We start from the raw sequence: 20,854 nt of genomic DNA, 5'->3' as shown, positions 1-20,854 counted from the left end.
CACCGTCTCACGCGCTCCAGTCCAGCGGGACCTGCCGCGAGCGGTCCCACGGACGCTCCCAGCCCGCGAAGTACAGAATCCGGTCGATCACCCCGGCGGTGAAACCCCAGACCAGAGCCGATGCGACGGTGAAGGCCGGGCCGCGGTAACCGGCGGGGTGGACGACGGTGACGCGGTGCGCGGGGTCCGTGAGATCCGCCACGGGGACGGTGAAGACGCGCGCCGTCTCGGCCGGGTCCACGGCGCCGACCGGGCTGGGGGCCCGCCACCAGCCGAGGACGGGGGTCACGACGAACTCGCTGACCGGGATGTAGAGGCGGGGCAGCACCCCGAAGACCTGGACCCCGGCGGGGTCGAGGCCGGTCTCCTCCTCGGCCTCGCGCAGGGCGGCGCGGAGCGGGCCGGTGGTCCGCGGGTCGCCGTCCTGCGGGTCGAGGGCGCCACCGGGGAAGGACGGCTGACCGGCATGCGAACGGAGGCTCCCGGAGCGCTCCATGAGCAGCAGCTCGGGGCCGCGGGGACCCTCGCCGAAGAGGACGAGGACAGCGGACTGGCGGCCTCCGCCGTCCTCGGGCGGCAGGAAGCTGCTGAGCTGGAGCGGCTCGACGGTCCGGGCGGCCCGCTCGACCGGTTCCAGCCACCCGGGCAGACCGGCGACGGAGACCGCGGGGGCGGCCGGTGCCGGTCTCGCGCGCGCGGCGGGCCCCTCGGCCCCGGCCGGTCCCGCGAACTCCGTGGGCCGGTTCTGCGTCGCCCCAGTCATAGGCACCCCTGTCCATGTTCTCCCACACCGCCCAACGCGGTCCGGGTACCGATTCGTTCCGCCGGGCCGGTCCGCCGACCTGTCCCGCCGCTCCGCCGGGCCGGTCCGCCGCTCCGGTCCGCCGCTCCACCGGGCCGGTCCGCCGCGGGCCGCGGGCCGGTCAGGACTCCGTGGCACCGCCCAGCGGCGGCGCCGGAAGCCCCGGGTAGTCCGGGGGCGGGCTCAGCCGCTGGCCCGGACGGCCGCCCTTCTCGTACTTCAGCAGCAGCCGCGCCTTCTCCGGATCGGTCTCGCCCTCCCCGTACGCCGGGCAGAGCGGGGCGATCGGGCAGGCACCGCAGGCCGGTTTGCGCGCGTGGCAGATCCGGCGTCCGTGGAAGACGACACGGTGCGACAGCATCGTCCACTCGCTCTTGGGGAAGATCGCGCAGATCTCCGCCTCGACCTTCACCGGGTCCTCCTGCCCGGTCCACTTCCAGCGGCGGACCAGGCGGCCGAAGTGGGTGTCCACCGTGATCCCCGGAACACCGAAGGCGTTACCCAGGACCACGTTGGCCGTCTTGCGGCCGACTCCGGGCAGGGTCACCAGGTCCTCGATGCGGCCCGGGACCTCCCCGCCGAAGTTGTCCCGCAGGGCCTGCGAGAGGCCGAGCAGGGACTTGGACTTCGCCCGGAAGAACCCGGTCGGCCGGATGATCTCCTCCAGGTGCTCGGGGGCCGCCGCGGCCATGTCCTCGGGGGTCGGGTAGGCGGCGAAGAGGGCCGGGGTGGTCTGGTTCACGCGCAGGTCGGTGGTCTGCGCGGACAGCACGGTGGCCACCAGCAGCTCGAAGGGGTTGCGGAAGTCGAGCTCCGGGTGGGCGTACGGATAGATCTCGGCCAGTTCGCGGTTGATACGGCGGGCCCGGCGGACCATGGCCAGGTGGGATTCGGGCCTGACCGCCTTCGGTTTCTTGGCCGAACCTTTGCCCTGAGGACGGGCCGGGGCCTTCGTGGACGCCTTCTCAGGGGGTTGTTCGCCCACGGCTGAATCGCGGAGCCTCGTCACTCCTGTGGACCCCTTGGCCTGTGCTCTCACCGGGTTATTGGACACCCGACCAGCCTAGGGCCGGTCGCCGACAGCCGCCCGGACCTCAGGTAACACCACCCCGATCGGCCTCTCGCCGCACACCACGCCCTGACGTCCGGCATCCTTGTGACTGATCGCACTGTTTGAGCCGTCCGGCAAAATGGGGAGCACGCTCCCCTGAGCTGGTCGACATAGGAGAGAGACTCGTGGACGACGTACTGCGGCGTGCCCCGCTCTTCGCGGCGCTCGATGACGAGCAGGCCGCGGAGCTCCGCGCCTCCATGGGCGAGGTGACCCTCGCACGTGGTGACGCACTGTTCCACGAGGGCGACCCCGGTGACCGGCTGTATGTCGTCACCGAGGGCAAGGTGAAACTGCACCGCACCTCCCCCGACGGCCGCGAGAACATGCTGGCCGTCCTCGGCCCCGGCGAGCTGATCGGCGAGCTGTCGCTGTTCGACCCGGGCCCGCGCACCGCCACCGCCACCGCGCTGACCGAGGTCAAGCTGCTCGGCCTGGGCCACGGAGACCTCCAGCCCTGGCTGAACGCCCGGCCCGAGGTCGCGACCGCGCTGCTGCGCGCCGTCGCCCGGCGCCTGCGCAAGACCAACGACCAGATGTCCGACCTGGTCTTCTCCGATGTCCCGGGCCGCGTGGCGCGGGCGCTCCTCGACCTGTCGCGCCGCTTCGGCGTGCAGTCGGAGGAGGGCATCCACGTCGTCCACGACCTGACGCAGGAGGAACTCGCGCAGCTCGTCGGCGCCTCCCGCGAGACCGTGAACAAGGCCCTGGCCGACTTCGCGGGCCGTGGCTGGCTCCGGCTGGAGGCCCGCGCGGTCATCCTGCTGGACGTGGAGCGGCTGGCGAAGCGGTCCCGCTGACACACGCCGTACGGCGTGTGCTGTGTGACATCTGACGGCTGAGGGCCGGGGGATGACGCCCGGAGACCGGCCGGCCGTCGTGAAGGGTCCCGCCCGATGGGCGGGGCCCTTTCGCGCGTCCCCGCCCGCTCCCCGGCCCCGGGAGGCCGCGGAGCGCCCGTACCCCGGGTCAGGGGCCGGTCAGGCCCCCGCCCGGGCCGGGCCGGGGCCGCCGGGTCATTCCGGTCCGCCCGGGATCAGGCCGTGCTCCCGCAGGTACTCCAGCTGCGCCTGTACGGACCACCGCGCGGCCGGCCACAGCGAGCGGTCCACCTCCGCGTAGACGTGGGCCACGACCTCCTCGGGGGTGACGAAACCGTTCTCCACCGCCGTCTCGATCTGGGCGAGGCGGTGCGCTCGGTGGGCCAGGTAGTACTCGACGGCGCCCTGCGCGTCCTCCAGCACCGGCCCGTGGCCCGGCAGGACGGTGTGGACCCCGTCGTCCACGGTGAGCGAGCGCAGCCGGCGCAGCGAGTCCAGGTAGTCCCCGAGCCGGCCGTCGGGGTGGGCGACGAGCGTGGTGCCGCGGCCGAGGACGGTGTCCCCGGTCAGGACGGCCCCGTCGGCGGGCAGGTGGAAGCAGAGCGAGTCGGAGGTGTGCCCGGGGGTCGGCACGACGCGCAGCTCCAGCCCGCCGGTCCGGATCACGTCCCCGGCGGCCAGCCCCTCGTCGCCGAGGCGCAGCGCGGGGTCGAGGGCGCGGACCTTCGTACCGGTGAGTTCGGCGAAGCGGCCCGCGCCCTCGGCGTGGTCGGGGTGGCCGTGGGTGAGCAGGGTGAGGGCGACCCGCCGGCCCGCCCGCCCGGCGGTGGCGACGACCTCACGCAGGTGGGCCTCGTCCAGCGGACCGGGGTCGATGACGACGGCCAGGTCCGAGCCGGGCTCGGCGACGATCCAGGTGTTGGTCCCGTCCAGGGTCATCGCGGAGGCGTTGGGGGCCAGCACGTTGACCGCGCGGGCGGTCGCGGGCCCGGAGGTGACGGCCGCGCGGGGCCGGCCGGGCAGGGCGGCGGCATCGGTCACGAGGGGGTACCTCCGGGGCTTACCCGCCGGGTGAACTCGTCGTGGCCCGGCCAGCTGAGCACCAGCTCGTCCCCGTCCAGCACGGCCCGCGCCAGCACCGGGGCGAGATCCCGCCCGGCGGCGGCGCCGAGCACCTCGGCGGCGCGCGCGTAAGGCTCCAGGGAGCGCAGGGTGGAGATGGTGGGCGGCATCATCAGCAGCTCGCCCCGGTCGTAGCCGTCGGCGGCGTCGGCCGGGCTGATCCAGACGGTCCGGTCGGCCTCGGTGGAGGCGTTGCGGGTGCGCTGGCCCCCGGGGAGCGCGGCGACGAAGAAGCAGGTGTCGTAGCGGCGGGGCTCGAACTCCGGGGTGATCCAGCGCGCCCAGGCCCCGAGCAGGTCGGAGCGGAGCCGCAGGCCCCGGCTGCCGAGGAACTCGGCGAAGGACAGCTCCCTGGCCACGAGCGCCCGCCGGCCGGCCTCCCACTCCTCGCCGGTGGTGTCGCCGACGACGGTGTCCGGGCCCTCCCCGGCGAGCAGGACGCCCGCTTCCTCGAAGGTCTCGCGCACGGCCGCGCACACGATGGCCTGGGCGGTGGCGGTGTCGGTCCCGAGCCGCGCGGCCCACTCCCGCCGCGACGGACCCGCCCAGCCGACGGCACGGTCCTCGTCGCGCGGGTCGACCCCGCCGCCGGGGTAGGCGTACGCGCCCCCGGCGAAGGCCATGGAGGCCCGGCGGCGCAGCATGTGCACGGCGGGTCCGGCAGGGGTGTCGCGCAGCAGCATGACGGTGGCGGCGCGGCGGGGCGCGGCCGGGGTGAGCGAGCCGGCCGCGAGCGCGCGGATGCGGTCGGGCCACTCCGGCGGGTACCACTGGCCTCCGGGGGAGGGCTGTCGCTGACCGTTCTGAGCATGGGGCGGCATGACGGGATGCTACGGCCATCCGGCCCGATGTTCGAGAGCCCCCCGCCCGGACCCGCCCGGGACCCGCCCGGACCGGCCCTGGCGGGGCCCGGACCAGGCCCCGCCAGGGCTCCGGCCCCCGGAACGCGGAACGGGCCACGGTCGCGCTCCGCGCGCGGCCGTGGCCCGTGAACACCGGATCGGGAAGGTCAGGCCCCGGGAACCAGCTCGACCTGGATCTCGACCTCGACGGGCGCGTCCAGCGGCAGGACCGCCACACCGACCGCGCTGCGGGCGTGGACGCCCTTGTCGCCGAGGATCTCGCCCAGCAGCTCGCTCGTCCCGTTGATCACGCCCGGCTGGCCCGTGAAGTCCGGGGCCGAGGCGACGAAGCCGACGACCTTGACGACACGGGCGATCAGGTCGAGGTCACCGGTCACGGACTTGACGGCGGCCAGGGCGTTCAGCGCGCACGTGGCGGCCAGCTCCTTGGCCTGCTCCGCCGAGACCTCGGCGCCGACCTTGCCGGTGACGGGCAGGCTGCCCTTGACCATCGGGAGCTGCCCCGAGGTGTACACGTAGGAGCCCGACCGGACGGCCGGCTGGTACGCGGCCAGCGGCGGGACGACCTCGGGCAGGATCAGGCCGAGCTCGGCGATCCTCGCCTCGACCGCCCCGCTCATGCCCTCTCCCGCTTGAGGTAGGCCACGAGCTGCTCGGGGTTGTTCGGGCCGGGCACGACCTGGACGAGCTCCCAGCCGTCCTCGCCCCAGGTGTCCAGGATCTGCTTGGTGGCGTGGACCAGCAGCGGGACCGTCGCGTATTCGAACTTCTTGGTCATGGGGGCGAGCGTAGTGCCTCGCCCCGCAGGGCTCACGCACACCCGTCCCCGGGGCTCCTGCACGCCTCCGGGGACGGGTCGTTAGGCTCGGACGCTGTGAGCAGGCTCCAGGTGGTCAGCGGCAAGGGCGGCACCGGCAAGACCACGGTCGCCGCGGCACTCGCGCTCGCCCTCGCACGCGAGGGCCGGCGGACTCTTCTGGTGGAGGTCGAGGGCAGGCAGGGAATCGCACAGCTCTTCGGTACGCAGGCGCTCCCGTACGAGGAACGGAAGATCGCCGTCGCCCCCGGTGGCGGGGAGGTGTTCGCGCTCGCCATCGACGCCGAACGGGCGCTGCTCGACTACCTCCAGATGTTCTACAAGCTCGGCTCCGCCGGACGCGCGCTCAAGAAGCTCGGCGCCATCGACTTCGCGACGACCGTCGCGCCCGGTCTGCGGGACGTCCTGCTGACCGGCAAGGCGTGCGAGGCGGTGCGGCGCAAGGACAGGACGGGCCGGTACGTCTACGACCACGTGGTCATGGACGCCCCGCCGACCGGCCGGATCACCCGGTTCCTGAACGTCAACGACGAGGTGGCGGGGCTGGCCCGGTTCGGGCCGGTCCACCACCAGGCACAGGCCGTCATGAAGGTGCTCAAGTCTCCGGAGACGGCCGTGCACCTGGTCACGCTGCTGGAGGAGATGCCCGTCCAGGAGACCGCGGACGGCATCGCGGAACTGACGGAGGCCGGGCTTCCGGTCGGCCGGGTCGTCGTCAACATGGTCCGGCCGCACCACCTCGACGAGCGGACCCTGCGCGCGGCGGCCGGTGAGCGGCGCGCCGACGTGGCCGGGGCCCTGTCCCGGGCCGGGCTGGGCGGCGCGGGCCGGGGCGAGCGGGCCGAGCAGCTGGTGGACCCGCTGCTGGCGCAGGCCGCGGAGCACGCCGGCCGGGTGGAGCTGGAGCGGGCCCAGCGCACCGTGCTGGAGGAGCTGCGCGTACCGGCGTACGAACTCCCGCTGCTCGGCGCGGGGATGGACGTGGCCGGGCTGTACGAGCTGGCCGCCGCGCTCCGCGAGCAGGCGGGGGCGGGGACCGCATGAGCGAGGGGTGGGACATCGTGGGCCTGGACACACCGCCGCGGCTGGCCGTCGACCGGCTGCTGGACGATCGCGGGACCCGGATCATCGTGTGCTGCGGGGCGGGCGGGGTCGGCAAGACCACCACCGCCGCGGCGCTGGGCGTCCGGGCGGCGGAGCGCGGACGGAAGGCGGTCGTCCTCACCATCGACCCGGCGCGCAGACTCGCCCAGTCGATGGGCATCGACTCGCTGGACAACACCCCGCGCAGGGTGCGGGACGTGAACGGAACAGGCGGGGGCGGCCACGGGAACGACGGCGGCGGCCCCGGGAGCGACGGTGAGGGTGCCGGCCGGGACGGCGGTGGGCCCGGTGTCGGCCGCGACGGCGGCGAACTGCACGCCATGATGCTCGACATGAAGCGGACCTTCGACGAGATCGTCGAGGCGCACGCGGACGGCGAGCGGGCGCGGGCCATCCTCGCCAACCCCTTCTACCAGTCCCTGTCGGCCGGTTTCGCGGGCACGCAGGAGTACATGGCGATGGAGAAGCTGGGGCAGCTGCGGGCCCGGGACGACTGGGACCTGATCATCGTGGACACCCCGCCGAGCCGGTCCGCGCTGGACTTCCTGGACGCGCCGAAGCGCCTCGGGTCCTTCCTGGACGGGAAGCTCATCCGGGTGCTGACGGCTCCGGCGAAGGTCGGCGGCCGGGCGGGGATGAAGTTCCTCAATGTCGGCATGTCGATGATGACGGGCACGCTCAGCAAGCTGGTGGGCGCCTCGCTCCTCAAGGACGTGCAGACCTTCGTGGCGGCGATGGACACGATGTTCGGCGGGTTCCGCACCCGCGCGGACGCGACGTTCCGGCTCCTGCAGGCTCCCGGTACGGCCTTCCTGGTGGTCGCGGCGCCCGAGCCGGACGCCCTGCGCGAGGCGGCGTACTTCGTGGAGCGGCTGGCCGCGGAGCGGATGCCGCTGGCCGGGCTGGTCCTGAACCGGGTGCACGGCAGCGGCGCCGACCGGCTCTCCGCCGAGCGGGCACTGGCCGCCGCAGAGAATCTTGAGGAAGGCGGCATGGTCGATCAGGAGTCCGGGAAAGCTGAACTTCGTGACGCCGACGCGGGCGCTCCCGGTACCGGCTCCCCCCACGCCGACCGTCCCGACCGCGCCGACGGCGGGAACGACGGAGACAGCGATGACGAGGGCGGCGACGGCAGCGGTGCCGACGGCCGTGCGGCGGACGTGGACAAGATCACGGCGGGCCTGCTGCGCCTGCACGCGGAACGGATGCGGGTGATCGCGCGCGAGCAGCGTACGCGCGACCGCTTCACCTCACTGCATCCGGAGGTGGCGGTGGCCGAAGTGGCCGCCCTGCCCGGCGACGTGCACGATCTCACCGGGCTGCGGGCCGTCGGAGAGCGACTCGCGGCCGGGGTTCCGGCCGGAGCGTAGGCGTTCGTACGACGTGGTGCGCGGGTGGTCTACCCGGCCGCCGCGTAGGTTTCGTACGGAACGTCGATCTCCACGTCCACATCCACGGTGAGGATGCCCGTACTGCGTTCGTACTCCGTGCGGGCGGTTTCGAGCAGCCGTCGCCACGAAGTGACGGTGGGACGGCGGCGCAGCAGCGCGCGTCGTTCCCGCTCGGTCATTCCACCCCACACGCCGAACTCGACACGGTTGTCGAGCGCGTCGGCCAGGCACTCGGTCCGCACCGGACATCCGGTGCACACCGCCTTGGCCCTGTTCTGTGCCGCTCCTTGAACGAACAGTTCATCCGGATCGGTAGTGCGGCAGGCTGCCTGCGCACTCCAGTCGGTAACCCAGCCCATCCCGGCGCCGTCCTCTCCCGAATCGAGGCTCCCCCACGGCGGCAGCGGCATATTCACCGCTGCCAGTTGAGGACGTTACGGAAGGCGAGCACCCGGCAACACCCCCGTCGGGCCCAATCTTGAATGGTCCGAACGGACTATGGGTAAGCGGCAGATCACCCGACGGAGTGATCCGGCGACATGCCCGACCATTCGCGCGATTCGGGTGAAATCGGCGAAGAGTGGAGGGGCCGAACTCCGTGCGATGGACGAGATTCGGACATCCGTCCACCCATTCGGGAAGGGTGAAAATCAAGCCGCGAGGTTGATGCGGCGCCACACTGCTGTGACAGTTGGGCACAGCTTAGGCCAAGGCATTCACGTGTGTCCGGTGAATGAGAACGTAGGCTGCCCTCATGGGAAAGAAGCGCTCGGGCGGCGGGCTCACGGGGAGCCAGCAGGCCGCCAAGTTCCTCGGAGTGTCCGTTCTCTCCGGAGTTGTGTTGGCCGGCATGGCGATCCCGGGCGCAGGCGCCCTGGGACTCGCGGCCAAAGGCACGGTAGAGGGATTCGACGAGATCCCGGCCAATCTCAAGACACCCCCGCTGAGCCAGCGCACCACGATTCTGGACTCCGAGGGTGGCTTGATCGCCACGGTCTATTCGCGTGACCGGCAGGTGGTCCCGTTGACGGCCATCTCCCCGTACATGCAGAAGGCGATCGTCGCGATCGAGGACTCCCGTTTCTACGAGCACGGCGCCATCGACCTCAAGGGCATCCTGCGCGCGGTCAACCGCAACGCGCAGGAGGGCGGCGCCGCTCAGGGAGCCTCGACGCTCACGCAGCAGTACGTGAAGAACGTGTTCGTCGAAGAGGCCGGCAATGACGAGACCAAGGTGCGCGAGGCGCAGGAGAAGAGTCTCGGCCGCAAGATCCGCGAGCTGAAGTACTCGATCCAGGTGGAGGAGGAGCTCGGCAAGAAGAAGATCCTTGAGAACTATCTGAACATCACCTACTTCGGGCAGCAGGCGTACGGCATCGAGTCCGCGGCCCAGCGCTACTTCAGCAAGCCGGCCAAGGACCTGGCACTGGAGGAGGCGGCGCTGCTGGCGGGCGTCGTGCAGTCGCCGAGCCGGTACGACCCGGTGAACGACTCCCAGGAGGCGACCAAGCGCCGGAACATCGTGCTCCAGCGGATGGCCGACATCAAGGACGTCTCCCAGGCGGAGGCGGACGCGGCCAAGGCCAAGCCGGTCCAGCTGAAGGTGACCCGCCCGAAGAACGGCTGCATCACGGCGGTCAAGGGCGCGGGCTTCTTCTGCGACTACGTCCGCAACTCCTTCCTGACCGACTCCGTCTTCGGCAAGACGCGCGAGGAGCGGGCCAAGGTCTGGAACCAGGGCGGTCTGACGGTACGGACGACCCTGGACCCGCAGGCGCAGGACGCGACGAACGAGTCGATCAAGGACCACGTCTACGAGGACGACAAGATCGCGACGGCCGTGACCATGGTCCAGCCGGGCACCGGACGGGTGCTGGCGATGGGTCAGTCCAAGCCGTACGGCTTCGGCAAGAACGAGACGCAGATCAACTACTCCGTGGACAAGCGGATGGGCGGCTCCAACTTCGGCTTCCAGGTCGGCTCGACGTTCAAGCCGTTCATCGCCGCCGCCGCCCTGGAACGGGGCATGTCGCCGACCAAGACGTACGCGTCGCCGAACAAGATGGAGTACCCGAGCCCGATCCCGCGCTGCGACGGCACCGACTACATCAACCTCAAGGACGAGACGGCGAAGAACGAGACCGAGGACGAGATCGGCCCCTACGGGCTGAAGACGGCCATGGAGAAGTCGATCAACACGTACTTCGTGGAGATGATCGGCGAGATCGGCCTCTGCCCGGTGGCGCAGATGACGCAGAAGCTGGGCGTGGCCCCCGCGAGCGGCGCGAGGATGGCGGACGGTCCGGCCATCGCGCTCGGCTCCGAGGAGATGTCCCCGCTGACGATGGCCAACGCGTACGCCACCTTCGCCAACCGCGGGGTCTACTGCACCCCGATCGCCATCGAGTCGATCACCGACACCCACGGCAAGGCGCTGGCGGTGCCGAAGAGCAAGTGCGACCGGGCGATGTCGACGGCCACGGCCGACACCATCAACACCCTGCTGCGCGGAGTGGTCGACTCCGGTACCGGTGAACGGGCCGGCCTGACCGACCGCGACAGCGCCGGCAAGACCGGTACGACCGACGCCCGGTACAACGCCTGGTTCGTCGGCTACACCCCGAACATCTCCGGCGCCGTATGGGTCGGCTCGGGCGGCGCGAAGAAGATCACGATGGAGAACATCGTGATCGGCGGCAAGTCGTACGACAAGGTCTTCGGTGGTGGTCTGCCCGGTCCGATCTGGAAGAACGCGGTCTCGGGCGCGCTGTCCGGCCGTGAGGCGCCCAGCTTCACCACGGTGCCGATCGCCGACACCTCGCCCTCGTCCGGCGGGCCCCGCGGCAACAGGCCGGGCACGAACCCCAGCTCCCCCCCGACCCCCGGCCCGAACCGGTCCGGGAGGTAGCGCACCGCGAGGTGGTCACGCCGGGTCCGGGTGGTCGTCCACCCGGGCCCGGGCCACGAAGGAGGGGCCCCGCCGGATTCCGCATCCGGCGGGGCCCCTCCTTCGCTGTTCCACCGCTCCGCCGTCCCTGTCCGCCGACCGGGTGACCGCGGGACGCGGCGGGCCGGGCAGGACCGTGACGGCAGGAACTAGGACAGCTGCCGCTTGACGAGGGCGGCGACACGGCCGCCCTCCGCCAGACCGGCGACCTTCGGGTTCACGATCTTCATGACGGCGCCCATGGCCCGCGGCCCTTCGGCACCCGCCGACCGGGCCTCCGCGACGGCCTGGGTCACGATCGCCTCAAGCTCGTCGTCGGTGAGCTGCTTGGGCAGGTAGGTGTCGAGGAACTCGCCCTCCGCGGTCTCCCGCGCGGCCTGCTCGGAGCGACCGCCGAGCGCGAACGCCTCCGCGGCCTCGCGGCGCTTCTTCGCCTCCCTGGCGATCACCTTGAGGACTTCCTCGTCGGAAAGCACGCGTGCCGCCGTACCCGCGACCTCCTCCTTGGTGATGGCGGAGAGGGTCAGTCGCAGGGTGGACGAGTGCAGCTCGTCGCGTTCCCTGATGGCGGTGGTGAGGTCTTCCCGGAGCCTGTCCTTGAGCGTGGTCATGACCTGAGTCTGCCAGGTGCGGGGGCGGTGGCGCCCGCCGGTTTCCCTGGTCTGCGACGATGGGGCCATGCGCGCGCGTTACGGAGTACCCCTGAAGGTGGCCACCGGGATCGCGGCGGTGGGGGCCGCGGGTGTGGCCTACGCCGCCGGTTTCGAGGCGCGGTCGTTCCGCCTGCGCCGGGTCACGGTGCCCGTCCTGCCCCAGGGGATGCGCCCGCTGCGCGTCCTCCAGGTCTCGGACATCCACATGGTCGGCGGGCAGCGCAAGAAACGCGCCTGGCTCCAGTCCCTGGCCGGCCTGCGCCCGGACTTCGTCGTGAACACCGGCGACAACCTCTCCGACACCGAGGGCGTGCCGGAGGTACTGGACGCGCTCGGTCCGCTCATGGAGTTCCCCGGGGCGTACGTCTTCGGGTCCAACGACTACTACGGGCCCCGGCCGCGCAACCCCGGGCGCTACCTGATCGAGAAGACCCAGGGCCGGCACGGGCTGAACGGCAACAAGCCGGTCGTCGGCGTCGTCCACAACCCGTGGGAGCAGATGCGGGACGCCTTCGACGCGGCCGGCTGGCTGAACCTCACCAACACCCGGGCGCGGATGAAGCTGGACGGCCTGGAGCTGGCCTTCACCGGACTGGACGACCCGCACATCAAGCGGGACCGCTACGAGCGGGTGGCGGGCGGACCGGAGGCCGACGCGGACTTCTCGCTGGCCGTGGTGCACGCCCCGTACCTGCGCGCGCTGGAGGCGTTCACGGCCGACGGCTACCCGCTGATCCTCGCGGGCCACACGCACGGCGGGCAGCTGTGCGTCCCCTTCTACGGGGCCCTCGTCACCAACTGCGACCTGGACACCAAGCGGGTGAAGGGCCTCTCCACGCACGAGACGGACAGCCACCGCGCCTACCTCCACGTCTCCGCCGGCTGCGGCACGAACCGCTTCACCCCGGTCCGCTTCGCATGCCCGCCGGAAGCGACCCTGCTGACCCTCACCCCGAAGGCCTGACGCCCCGCTCCCCCTCCCCGAGCCCCCGCCGACCCCGCGCCCGCCGCGCGAAACCGGATTTCGTCTCCGGCCGACGGTCCGCTAAAGTAATCGATGTCGCCACGGCAGCAAGCTCTGCAAGGGCGACGATCGGGGTGTAGCGCAGCTTGGCAGCGCGCTTCGTTCGGGACGAAGAGGTCGTGGGTTCAAATCCCGCCACCCCGACAGCTGAAAGAAAAGATCCCCCACCTACTCACGTGAGTAGGGTGGGGGATCTTTTCGTGTGCCTGACCGGCCGAGCGGGTACCTCCTCGGGGCGATTCTGGGGTGCCGCCCCCTCGCGGGCGCCGGGGCGGTTGGCCGTCCGACCCGCTCATGCCGGTCACGGCTGTGCCTCAGACTGGTCGCGTGAGTGATCAGGAGTACGAAGGTGCGTACGCCCTCTGGCGTGCCTCACTGGAGACGCTCGTTTCGGACGGGCACCGCCTCGGGGTGTGGCAGGACCAGCGCTTCCGGTTCGCCCACGAGGTCGGAAGGCTGCTGACCGAGTCCGCAGCGGGCTCGTCGTCCGTCACGGGGCCGGCCCTCTACGGTGTCTTCGCGCCCGGAGTGGGGCTCTGTTACGTGGGTCAGACGCAGGAAGCCCAGCGCCGGCTGAGGGACCTTCCCGTCGGCGAGAGCCACCACTTGGCGAACACCTTGCCTCCGGAAGTATGGGAGCGGGTCGTGGTGGTGCGCTGGCCGGAACTCGTGGAGAAAGCACCTGCCGCGGATCGTGCGGCCGTCGCCGAGCTGGGGCCGGCCGTGTGCGGTCTCGCCCTGGAGCACTTGCTCCAACTGGCCACGTCTCCTCCGCTCAACAGCCGGCGGAGGCAGGCCGACGGGGTGTGGCGCCCGAGGAACCAGGCGGCAAGCCGCTCGCGAGGGGCCGTCCACTCCAAGGTCCTGCCCGGACTGTGGCAGGTGACCTGGGAGATGTGGCGGGAGCTGGCCGCCGTCCCGGCAGTACCGGGCAGCCCTGTGGGGTCGCTCACGGACGTGGGCCGTGTGGTCTTCCCTGCCTCGTTGTCCCATGAGTTCGGGGCCGGCCCGCAAGTTCCCTGACCGCCGGAATGCGTCGGAGAACGCGGTTCCCCGCCTTCACCCATCGATTTCTGCCCTGCGTTCACCCGTTCCCGGGTCCGGTGAGAGCCGTGAGTTCCGTGTGGGTCAGGGTCAGGAGCTCCGGGGAGGGGCGGAGGGGGAGCGCGCGGGCCGTGGCCCGTGTGTGGAGGTGGGTCAGGACCGCTTCGACGGTGGGGAAGGGACCGACCGGGCGCAGGAGCCACAGGCGGTGCCGGGGGCGGGGTGGGAGGCCCAGTGCGGTGAGGGCGGCGTCGGCCTCGCGGTCGAGGTCGTCGCGGTCGGGCCCGGAGAGCGGGGCGCACTCCACACCGGTGATGTGGCCGTGGCCGTCCAGGCGGGTCTCCACCGCCCAGCGGGTGGAGCGGTCCGGGACCCAGGTGCGGGCCGTCGGGGGCCAGACGTAGGGGAGGAAGACCCAGAGCGCGTCCTCGGGCGCCGGTTCCCAGCCGAGCACCTCCAGCTCCCGGATCTCGGGCAGCCGGTCCGGCTCCTGTTCGCTGCGGCCGGTGCGGCGCAGCGCGAGCGGGTGCGGTGTTCCGTCCTCGTCCCACGACATGCGCGCAGGTTACCGCCGGGCGGGTCCGCGCGCCGGGCGCCACCTCGGGGCGGGACGAGGCGTGGGGTGCCCGGTCGGCAGGAAGCGGGCGGGCCTCGGCCCCGCCCCGTCCAGCGGGACCACCGGGAGGTGGCCGAGGGGCCGGTGTGCCGTCAGCTCGGGTGGCTCCGGCTGAAATCGACCTCCGTCGGCCCTTCGCCCGGCCAGGTGAGGCGGGTCGGGGTGGGAGGGGTTTCGGCGAGGAGGGTGCCGTGGGAGACGACGTGGCTGGGGCGGACCTGGCGGCGGATCGCCTCCTGCGGGGTCGGGGCCGGGAGGAGGGCGAAGGAGGCGGGGGCGCCCTCGGTGATGCCGTACTCGTCGGGGCCGAGACCGAGGACGCGGGCCGCGCGGTCCGTCACCATCGAGAAGGCCGTGGCGATCTCGGCGTCCCCGGTGAGCTGGGCGGCGTACAGCCCGACCAGGGCGGTCTGGAGCGGGCTGGCGGTGCCGAGCGCGTTCCAGGGGTCCATCACGTCGTCGTGGCCGAAGGCCACGTTGACGCCCGCCGCCAGCATCTCCTTGACCTGGGTGAGGCCGCGGCGCCGGGGGTAGCCGTCGAAACGGCCCTGGAGGTTGAGGTTGGCGAAGGGGTTGGAGACGAGGTTGATCCCGGAACGGGACAGGAGGCGCCGCAGCTTGAAGCTGTAGGCGCCGCCGTAGGAGCCCATCGCCGTCGTGTGGGAGGCCGTGGCCCGCTCGCGCAGGCCGGAGCGGAGGGCGAGGGTGGCCAGGACCTCCACGAACCGGGACTGTTCGTCGTCGATCTCGTCGCAGTGGGCGTCCACGCGCAGCCCGTACTCCTCGGCCACCGCGAAGGCGATGCCCAGGGACGCGACGCCGTCCTCGCGGGTGTCCTCGAAGTGCGGGATCGCGCCGACGACGTCCGCGCCGCGGGCCACCGCCTCGCGCAGCAGCGCCTCGCCGTCCGGGAAGGAGACGATCCCCTCCTGCGGGAAGGCCACGATCTGGAGCGTCATGAACCCCCGCACCCGGTCGCGGACCTCCAGCAGCGCGTCGAGCGCGGTCAGGGAGGGGTCGGTGACGTCGCAGTGGGTCCGGACGTGCAGCACGCCCTGGGCCGCCTGCCAGCGCAGCACCTCGGTGGCGCGCGCGATCACGTCCTCACGGGTCAGGGTCCGCTTGCGTTCGCTCCAGCGGGCGATGCCCTCCCAGAGCGTGCCGGAGACGTTCGGGCGCGGTTCGCCCGCCGTGAGGGCCGTGTCCAGGTGGATGTGCGGTTCGACGAAGGGGGCGGTGAGGAGGGCGCCGCGGGCCTCGACGAGGGTGCCGGTGGCGGGTGGTTCCTTCCGGTCGTCGTACGGGACGACGCGCGCGATGCGGCCGTCCTCGCCGACCTCGACGTCGGACAGGCCACGCGGGCCGTCCCCTTCGGTGTGCGACAGCCGGGCGCCTCGGACGATCATCCGCATGTCCTCAGCCTACGCAGGCGGCCCGCGACCCGCCGGGGGACGGCCGATCGCGGGCCGGCCGGGGAGCCGTTGCCGGACTCAGCCGCGCTTGGCCTGGGCCTTCTGCCGCATGCCCCGTGTCTTCTCGGTGACGGACTGGACCTCCCGGACCGCGGCCTTGGCCCGTGCCTCGGCTGCCGTGTTCTTCGCTGTCTCCCGCTCTGAATCCTGGTGGCCGTGGTGGCCGTGGTGGCCCGTACGAGCCTTCTTGGCCATGATCACTCCTCCTCGGAGCCCGGATCACGTGTACGCACACCACCATGCGCTCCTGCGGGCCGGTCGGCATCCCGGTGGGCCCGGCACCTGCGGCACCCCCGATGTTCCCGGTCCGTCCCGGTGCTCCCGCCGCCCCGGCGAGAATGGGGACATGAGCAGCGACAGCGATGTGACCCGGGCCGATGTTTCACGTGAAACCGGCTCGACCGGCGGGACGGGACCGGCCGACGTTTCACGTGAAACGGGCCCGACCAGGACAACGGGACCGGCCGGTGTTTCACGTGAAACCGGCCCGGACGGCGATGCCGGGTGGCCCGACTGGGAGAAGAGGTTCCGGGCCCCGCGCGTCGGGCTGCCCGACTGGGCCGAGGACGCCCCGGACCGCGCCCTCTTCGTCTCCAACGCGACGGGGACCTACGAGCTCTACGCCTGGGACCGGGCCACCGGCGCGCAGCGGCAGGCCACCGACCGCCCCAACGGCACCACCGACGGCACCCTCTCCCCGGACGGCGAATGGATCTGGTGGTTCTCCGACACGGACGGCGACGAGTTCGGCACCTGGGTCCGCCAGCCCTTCGCGGGCGGACCCGACGAGCCCGCCACCCCGGGGCTGGAGCCCTCGTACCCCGCCGGGCTGGCCATCGGCCGGGACGGTACGGCGGTCGTCGGGCGCTCCACCGACGAGGACGGGTCGACGGTCCACGTCGTACGGCCGGACGGCTCCGCGCCCACCGTGATCTACCGGCACCGGGAGTCGGCGGGCGTCGGCGACCTGTCCCGTGACGGGCGGCTCGTGGCCGTCGAGCACACCGAGCACGGCGACGCGATGCACTCCGCCCTGCGCGTGCTCTCCCTCGACGGTGCCACCGTCGCGGAACTGGACGACTCCAAGGGCGGGACCGAGGAGCTGGGCCTGGAGGTGCTCGGCTTCGCCCCGGTCGCGGGCGACACCCGGCTGCTCGTCGGCCACCAGCGGCGGGGACGCTGGGAGCCGATGGTGTGGGACGTGGCCACCGGGAGCGAGCAGGAACTCGCGATCGAGCTGCCCGGCGATGTGAGTGCCGAGTGGTACCCGGACGGCTCCGCGCTGCTGGTCGCGCACAGCTTCGAGGCCCGCAGCGAGCTGTGGCGCTACGACCTGGCCGCGCGGGAGCTCGTCCGCGTGGACACCCCGCCCGGTTCGGTGTCGGGGGCGACGGCGCGGCCGGACGGGACGGTGGAGTACCAGTGGTCCTCGGCCGCCGAGCCCTCGGTGGTGCGGTCCACGGCGGGCGGGGTCGTCCTGGACCCTCCGGGGTTCCGGGCGCCCGGCTCGGTCGCGGTGGAGGACGTGTGGGTGGAGGGCCCCGGCGGGCGCGTGCACGCGCTGGCGCAGCGGCCGACGGGCCACGGCGACGGCCCGTTCCCGACCGTCTTCGAGATCCACGGCGGGCCCGCCTGGCACGACAGTGACGCCTTCGCGGCGACCCCGGCGGCCTGGCTGGACCACGGTTTCGCGGTCGTGCGGGTCAACTACCGGGGCTCGACGGGGTACGGCCGTGCCTGGACGGACGCGCTCAAGCACCGGATCGGCCTGATCGAGCTGGAGGACATCGCTGCGGTCCGGGAGTGGGCGGTCTCCTGCGGCCTCGCGGACCCGGCGCGGCTGGTGCTGTCCGGCGGCTCGTGGGGCGGGTACCTCACGCTCCTGGGCCTCGGTACACAGCCCGGCAACTGGGCGGTAGGGCTGGCCGCCGTACCGGTCGCCGACTACGTGACGGCCTACCACGACGAGATGGAGGCGCTGAAGTCCCTGGACCGCACCCTCTTCGGCGGTACGCCCGAGGAGGTCCCGGAGCGGTTCGAGGTCTCCTCGCCGCTGACGTACGTGGACGCGGTGAAGGCGCCCGTCCACATCGCGGCGGGCGTCAACGACCCGCGCTGCCCGATCCGGCAGATCGACACCTACGTGGACCGGCTGGCGGCGCGCGGCGCGGAGCACGAGGTCTACCGGTACGACGCCGGGCACGGCTCGCTCGTGGTGGAGGAGCGGATCAAGCAGGTCCGGATGGAGCTGGAGTTCGCGCTGAAGCACCTGCCGCCGCACCCGGCGGCCTGACCCGCCACACACCGGCCGGTGCGCCCCCCGTACGGTGGTGGGGTGCACCGGTTTCTCCTGACCCCGCGCTGGTGGGGGATCAACATCTTCGTCGCGCTCTCCGTTCCCTTCTGTCTCTACATGGGGAGCTGGCAGCTCGGCCGGTTCGAGGACCGCGTCGACAGCCACCGGGAGGCGACCGCCGAGCGGCCCGCCGACCTGGACGCCACGCCGCTGGACTCACTGCTCCCGGTGGACAAGAGGACCTCGGGACGGCTCGCGTCCGCCACCGGGGAGTACGGCGAACAGCTGCTGGTCCCCGAGCGGCGGCTCGACGGCGCCGCCGGGTACTACGTCCTGACCCTGCTGCGGACCGACTCCGGCAAGGCCGTCCCGGTGGTCCGGGGCTGGCTGCCGGGGGTGGCGGACCCGGCGAAGGCGCCGGCCGCGCCGACCGGGCGGGTCGAGGTCACCGGGGCGCTGCAGTCCTCGGAGAACTCCCGTACCAAGGGCGTGCACGCCGAGGGCGGTCTGCCGGCCGGGCAGCTCGGGGTGATCGGGTCGGCCTCCCTGGTCAACCTGGTGCCGTACGACCTGTACGACGCCTGGCTGACGGTGCAGACCCCGGCGGACGGGATGGTGCCGGTGCCCGCGCAGGCGCCGAACGACACCGGGCTCGACCTGAAGGCCTTCCAGAACCTCGGTTACACGGGCGAGTGGTTCGTCTTCGTCGTCTTCGTGTTCTTCATGTGGTTCCGGCTCTACCGGCGTGAGGTGGAGACCCTGCGCGACACGGAGGCGGAGCTGCTCGCGGCGGACCAGCGGGCCACGGCCGCGCAGCGGTCGCCGGAACCGGCGGCCGGGCGGGCCACGGCCGCTACCGCACCGGCGCGTCCAGCGGAATGACCCCCGTCCGGTAGACGGTTCCCCCGCAGGCCGAGGGGATCGTCGTCCGGGTGGTCGGGGCCCCGGACGCCAGGGTGTAGGGCGTGTGCGACACGGTGATCCCGGGCGGCTCCGGGGCCGGGCCGCCCTTCTGCGGCTCCTGGCCGGGCGGGTGGTCCGCGCCGCCCGACGCGGGTACCGAGGTGTCCGGGGGGACGCCCTGCGGGGGCTTCTTCGCCGGCTCGCGGCCCCCCGCCGGGCAGGACGGCCCGGACGGCACCCAGGCGAAGCGGACCTCGTACGCCATGTCCGGGTGGAGCAGCAGCAGCGGCGCCTCCGCCGAGGGGTCGGGCAGCCCGCTCGCCGGGTCCCCGGTCCGGTGGCCGATGACCGAGACCCGGGTGCCCTGGACGGGCATCGGGCCGGACCGGGTCACCGAGGCCGCGGTCACGGTGTCCGGGCCCGTGACGGTACAGCCGCGCGCCGAGACGTTGGTGACCTTGAAGCTGCCGTAGACCTTGCCGTCGGCCTCCGGGGCGCGGGCCGCGGCCATGACGCGCAACTGCTCCGCGCCGCACCCGGGGACGCCCGGCACCGACGCGGGCGGCACCCTGCCCCGGTCCGCGCCGGTCGTGGCGGCGGCGTCCGGGAGGGGCTCCGTCGCACCGTCGGTCGGGGCCGGGGTATGCGGGTCGGGCCCGCCGCCCGTGGTACCGCCCGCGGCCGGGGTCCCGTCGGCGGACCTGTCGGCCCTCGGGATCGCCTCGGAGCCGCTCTGGTGCGGGCCCGAACGGCTGCCGCCCGTTCTCCCGCCGGGGTCCTCGCCGGGGCCGGCCATGGCGGAGGGGCGGGCGGCGCCCTCGCCGCCCGTCAGGTGCAGGGCGGCGGGGATGGCCGTCCCCGCCAGCACGACCGCGGTGGCGGCGCCGACGAGGACCATCCGCTTGCGGGTCCGGCGGGCGGGGACGGCGCGCCGCAGCCGCTCCAGCGCGTCATCGGTGGGCTCAAGGCCCGCGACGGCTCCGCGCAGCAGGCTCCGCAGGGCCTCTTCCTCGCCCGCGCCATCCGGCGGGGTGTGGTCTTCCGTCATGACTGCGCAGCCTCCATCGCCACCCGCAGCGCGGCAATGCCCCGCGATCCGTACGCCTTCACCGAGCCGATCGACACGCCGAGCGTCTCGGCCACCTGGGCTTCCGTCATGTCCGCGAAGTAACGCAGCACCAGCACCTCGCGCTGGCGCCGCTGGAGTCCGCGCATCGCCTTGATCAGATCGTCCCGTTCCAGCTGGTCGTAGGCGCCTTCTTCGGCGCTGGCCATGTCCGGCATCGGCTTCGGGAGCAGCTTGAGGCCGAGGATGCGGCGGCGCAGGGCCGAGCGGGAGAGGTTGACGACCGTCTGGCGCAGGTAGGCCAGGGTCTTGTCCCGGTCACGGACCCGGTTGCGGGCCGAGTGGACGCGGATGAACGCCTCCTGGACCACGTCCTCGCAGGAGGCGGTGTCGTCGAGGAGGAGCGCGGCGAGGCCCAGGAGCGAGCGGTAGTGGGCCTGGTAGGTGCGGGTGAGGTGGTCGACGGTGGTGCCGGCGACCACGGTCCGCTCCTCGGCCGCTTCCGCCCCGCCCCCGGTGGTGCCCGCGCCGGTGCTCTTGGCGGTCTCCGCGCCGCCGCCGCGGGGCGAGGGCACCCGGCCGCCCCGGTTCGGTACGGCTCCCCGTACGGGGAGCGCCTCGTACGGTCCGGCCGGCGGGACGGGAACCATCACAGGGAGGCCGCCGTTGGACGTACGGGAGCCAGGGCGCGCCGGAGCGGTCCCGGGGTGCCGTGTCGGTAGGACGGCGAAGTCGAGCAGTGCCTCAGCCACGCCAGTAGGACACGCGTCGTCCCGTCAGGGTTGTACGCGCGAGCCGACCT

Annotated in this window: 21 protein-coding genes and 1 tRNA gene; 9 read left to right on the top strand and 13 right to left on the bottom strand. The window is 72.8% G+C overall.

Features of this window, described 5'->3' with window-relative positions; all coding sequences use genetic code 11:
* Positions 1 to 7: 7 nt before the first annotated feature.
* Positions 8 to 763, bottom strand: coding sequence for an NUDIX hydrolase (locus tag ACIA5F_RS11950; RefSeq protein WP_399351890.1), 756 nt, complete (start codon positions 761 to 763; stop codon positions 8 to 10).
* 160 nt (positions 764 to 923) lie between these two features.
* A complete protein-coding gene (gene nth, locus ACIA5F_RS11945; RefSeq protein ID WP_399351887.1) occupies positions 924 to 1,787 on the bottom strand; it encodes an endonuclease III in 864 nt (287 codons plus the stop codon).
* A gap of 251 nt (positions 1,788 to 2,038) precedes the next feature.
* Here nth and ACIA5F_RS11940 point away from each other — a divergent pair, with 251 nt between their 5' ends.
* On the top strand, positions 2,039 to 2,713 hold the full coding sequence (locus ACIA5F_RS11940; protein ID WP_003981529.1) for a Crp/Fnr family transcriptional regulator: 675 nt from the start codon (positions 2,039 to 2,041) through the stop codon (positions 2,711 to 2,713).
* A 216-nt stretch (positions 2,714 to 2,929) separates the two neighbouring features.
* Here ACIA5F_RS11940 and ACIA5F_RS11935 read toward each other — a convergent pair whose 3' ends face one another.
* The 4 genes from ACIA5F_RS11935 to ACIA5F_RS11920 all read right to left on the bottom strand — a co-directional run bounded on the left by ACIA5F_RS11935 (position 2,930) and on the right by ACIA5F_RS11920 (position 5,497).
* A complete protein-coding gene (locus tag ACIA5F_RS11935; RefSeq protein ID WP_399351885.1) occupies positions 2,930 to 3,775 on the bottom strand; it encodes an MBL fold metallo-hydrolase in 846 nt (281 codons plus the stop codon).
* A complete protein-coding gene (locus ACIA5F_RS11930) occupies positions 3,772 to 4,677 on the bottom strand; it encodes an NUDIX hydrolase (protein WP_399351883.1) in 906 nt (301 codons plus the stop codon). Before ACIA5F_RS11930 ends, ACIA5F_RS11935 begins: the two co-directional genes overlap by 4 nt.
* Positions 4,678 to 4,865: 188 nt before the next feature.
* Complete coding sequence (locus ACIA5F_RS11925; protein WP_399351881.1) at positions 4,866 to 5,339, bottom strand: RidA family protein; 474 nt, start codon at positions 5,337 to 5,339, stop codon at positions 4,866 to 4,868.
* The gene (locus ACIA5F_RS11920) at positions 5,336 to 5,497 is read right to left on the bottom strand and encodes a DUF4177 domain-containing protein (protein ID WP_399351879.1); all 162 of its coding nucleotides are present in this window, start codon (positions 5,495 to 5,497) and stop codon (positions 5,336 to 5,338) included. The genes ACIA5F_RS11925 and ACIA5F_RS11920 overlap by 4 nt, the downstream gene beginning before the upstream one ends.
* Positions 5,498 to 5,593: 96 nt before the next feature.
* Between ACIA5F_RS11920 and ACIA5F_RS11915 the strand changes: the two genes are divergently transcribed.
* Positions 5,594 to 6,580 (top strand): ArsA family ATPase, encoded by a 987-nt coding sequence (locus ACIA5F_RS11915; RefSeq protein WP_399351877.1) that lies wholly within the window; start codon positions 5,594 to 5,596, stop codon positions 6,578 to 6,580.
* A complete protein-coding gene (locus tag ACIA5F_RS11910) occupies positions 6,577 to 8,010 on the top strand; it encodes an ArsA family ATPase (RefSeq protein WP_399351874.1) in 1,434 nt (477 codons plus the stop codon). Before ACIA5F_RS11915 ends, ACIA5F_RS11910 begins: the two co-directional genes overlap by 4 nt.
* A 29-nt stretch (positions 8,011 to 8,039) precedes the next feature.
* On the opposite strand, the gene ACIA5F_RS11905 is transcribed toward ACIA5F_RS11910, so the two are convergent.
* Positions 8,040 to 8,390: a WhiB family transcriptional regulator gene (locus ACIA5F_RS11905; RefSeq protein WP_399351977.1), complete on the bottom strand. Its 351-nt coding sequence runs from the start codon at positions 8,388 to 8,390 to the stop codon at positions 8,040 to 8,042.
* Between the two features lie 395 nt (positions 8,391 to 8,785).
* Here ACIA5F_RS11905 and ACIA5F_RS11900 point away from each other — a divergent pair, with 395 nt between their 5' ends.
* Complete coding sequence (locus ACIA5F_RS11900; RefSeq protein WP_399351872.1) at positions 8,786 to 10,939, top strand: transglycosylase domain-containing protein; 2,154 nt, start codon at positions 8,786 to 8,788, stop codon at positions 10,937 to 10,939.
* Positions 10,940 to 11,127: 188 nt separating this feature from the next.
* Here ACIA5F_RS11900 and ACIA5F_RS11895 read toward each other — a convergent pair whose 3' ends face one another.
* A complete protein-coding gene (locus tag ACIA5F_RS11895; protein ID WP_399351870.1) occupies positions 11,128 to 11,589 on the bottom strand; it encodes a GatB/YqeY domain-containing protein in 462 nt (153 codons plus the stop codon).
* A 67-nt stretch (positions 11,590 to 11,656) separates the two neighbouring features.
* Between ACIA5F_RS11895 and ACIA5F_RS11890 the strand changes: the two genes are divergently transcribed.
* From ACIA5F_RS11890 to ACIA5F_RS11880, 3 genes are all read left to right on the top strand, one after another.
* Entirely contained in the window at positions 11,657 to 12,595 is a 939-nt protein-coding gene (locus ACIA5F_RS11890) for a metallophosphoesterase (protein WP_399351868.1), read from the top strand.
* 130 nt (positions 12,596 to 12,725) lie between these two features.
* Positions 12,726 to 12,799 (top strand) — tRNA-Pro (locus ACIA5F_RS11885).
* Between the two features lie 183 nt (positions 12,800 to 12,982).
* Positions 12,983 to 13,678 carry a hypothetical protein gene (locus ACIA5F_RS11880; protein ID WP_399351866.1) on the top strand — a complete coding sequence of 232 codons (696 nt, stop codon included), beginning with the start codon at positions 12,983 to 12,985 and terminating at the stop codon, positions 13,676 to 13,678.
* A 61-nt stretch (positions 13,679 to 13,739) separates the two neighbouring features.
* Here the strand turns inward: ACIA5F_RS11880 and ACIA5F_RS11875 are convergent, their stop codons facing one another.
* The 3 genes from ACIA5F_RS11875 to ACIA5F_RS11865 all read right to left on the bottom strand — a co-directional run bounded on the left by ACIA5F_RS11875 (position 13,740) and on the right by ACIA5F_RS11865 (position 15,982).
* A complete protein-coding gene (locus tag ACIA5F_RS11875; RefSeq protein ID WP_399351865.1) occupies positions 13,740 to 14,255 on the bottom strand; it encodes a DUF5956 family protein in 516 nt (171 codons plus the stop codon).
* 152 nt (positions 14,256 to 14,407) lie between these two features.
* A complete protein-coding gene (codA, locus tag ACIA5F_RS11870; RefSeq protein WP_399351863.1) occupies positions 14,408 to 15,727 on the bottom strand; it encodes a cytosine deaminase in 1,320 nt (439 codons plus the stop codon).
* 78 nt (positions 15,728 to 15,805) lie between these two features.
* Entirely contained in the window at positions 15,806 to 15,982 is a 177-nt protein-coding gene (locus tag ACIA5F_RS11865; protein ID WP_399351862.1) for a hypothetical protein, read from the bottom strand.
* A gap of 151 nt (positions 15,983 to 16,133) precedes the next feature.
* Between ACIA5F_RS11865 and ACIA5F_RS11860 the strand changes: the two genes are divergently transcribed.
* Together ACIA5F_RS11860 and ACIA5F_RS11855 are read left to right on the top strand one after the other, a co-directional pair.
* The gene (locus tag ACIA5F_RS11860; protein WP_399351860.1) at positions 16,134 to 18,080 is read left to right on the top strand and encodes a prolyl oligopeptidase family serine peptidase; all 1,947 of its coding nucleotides are present in this window, start codon (positions 16,134 to 16,136) and stop codon (positions 18,078 to 18,080) included.
* Positions 18,081 to 18,122: 42 nt separating this feature from the next.
* The gene (locus ACIA5F_RS11855) at positions 18,123 to 18,965 is read left to right on the top strand and encodes an SURF1 family protein (RefSeq protein ID WP_399351858.1); all 843 of its coding nucleotides are present in this window, start codon (positions 18,123 to 18,125) and stop codon (positions 18,963 to 18,965) included.
* Here the strand turns inward: ACIA5F_RS11855 and ACIA5F_RS11850 are convergent.
* Both ACIA5F_RS11850 and ACIA5F_RS11845 read right to left on the bottom strand, forming a co-directional pair.
* Complete coding sequence (locus ACIA5F_RS11850) at positions 18,937 to 20,034, bottom strand: hypothetical protein (RefSeq protein WP_399351856.1); 1,098 nt, start codon at positions 20,032 to 20,034, stop codon at positions 18,937 to 18,939. The two genes, ACIA5F_RS11855 and ACIA5F_RS11850, sit on opposite strands and share 29 nt — an antisense overlap.
* A complete protein-coding gene (locus ACIA5F_RS11845; RefSeq protein ID WP_399351854.1) occupies positions 20,031 to 20,804 on the bottom strand; it encodes a SigE family RNA polymerase sigma factor in 774 nt (257 codons plus the stop codon). Before ACIA5F_RS11845 ends, ACIA5F_RS11850 begins: the two co-directional genes overlap by 4 nt.
* Positions 20,805 to 20,854 lie beyond the last annotated feature (50 nt).

The sequence above is a fragment of the Streptomyces sp. NPDC051567 genome (assembly GCF_044454165.1).
In the GTDB taxonomy this organism is placed as follows: domain Bacteria; phylum Actinomycetota; class Actinomycetes; order Streptomycetales; family Streptomycetaceae; genus Streptomyces.
The sequence above is the reverse complement of the archived record's forward strand: the minus strand, read 5'-3'. Positions and strand labels throughout refer to the sequence as shown.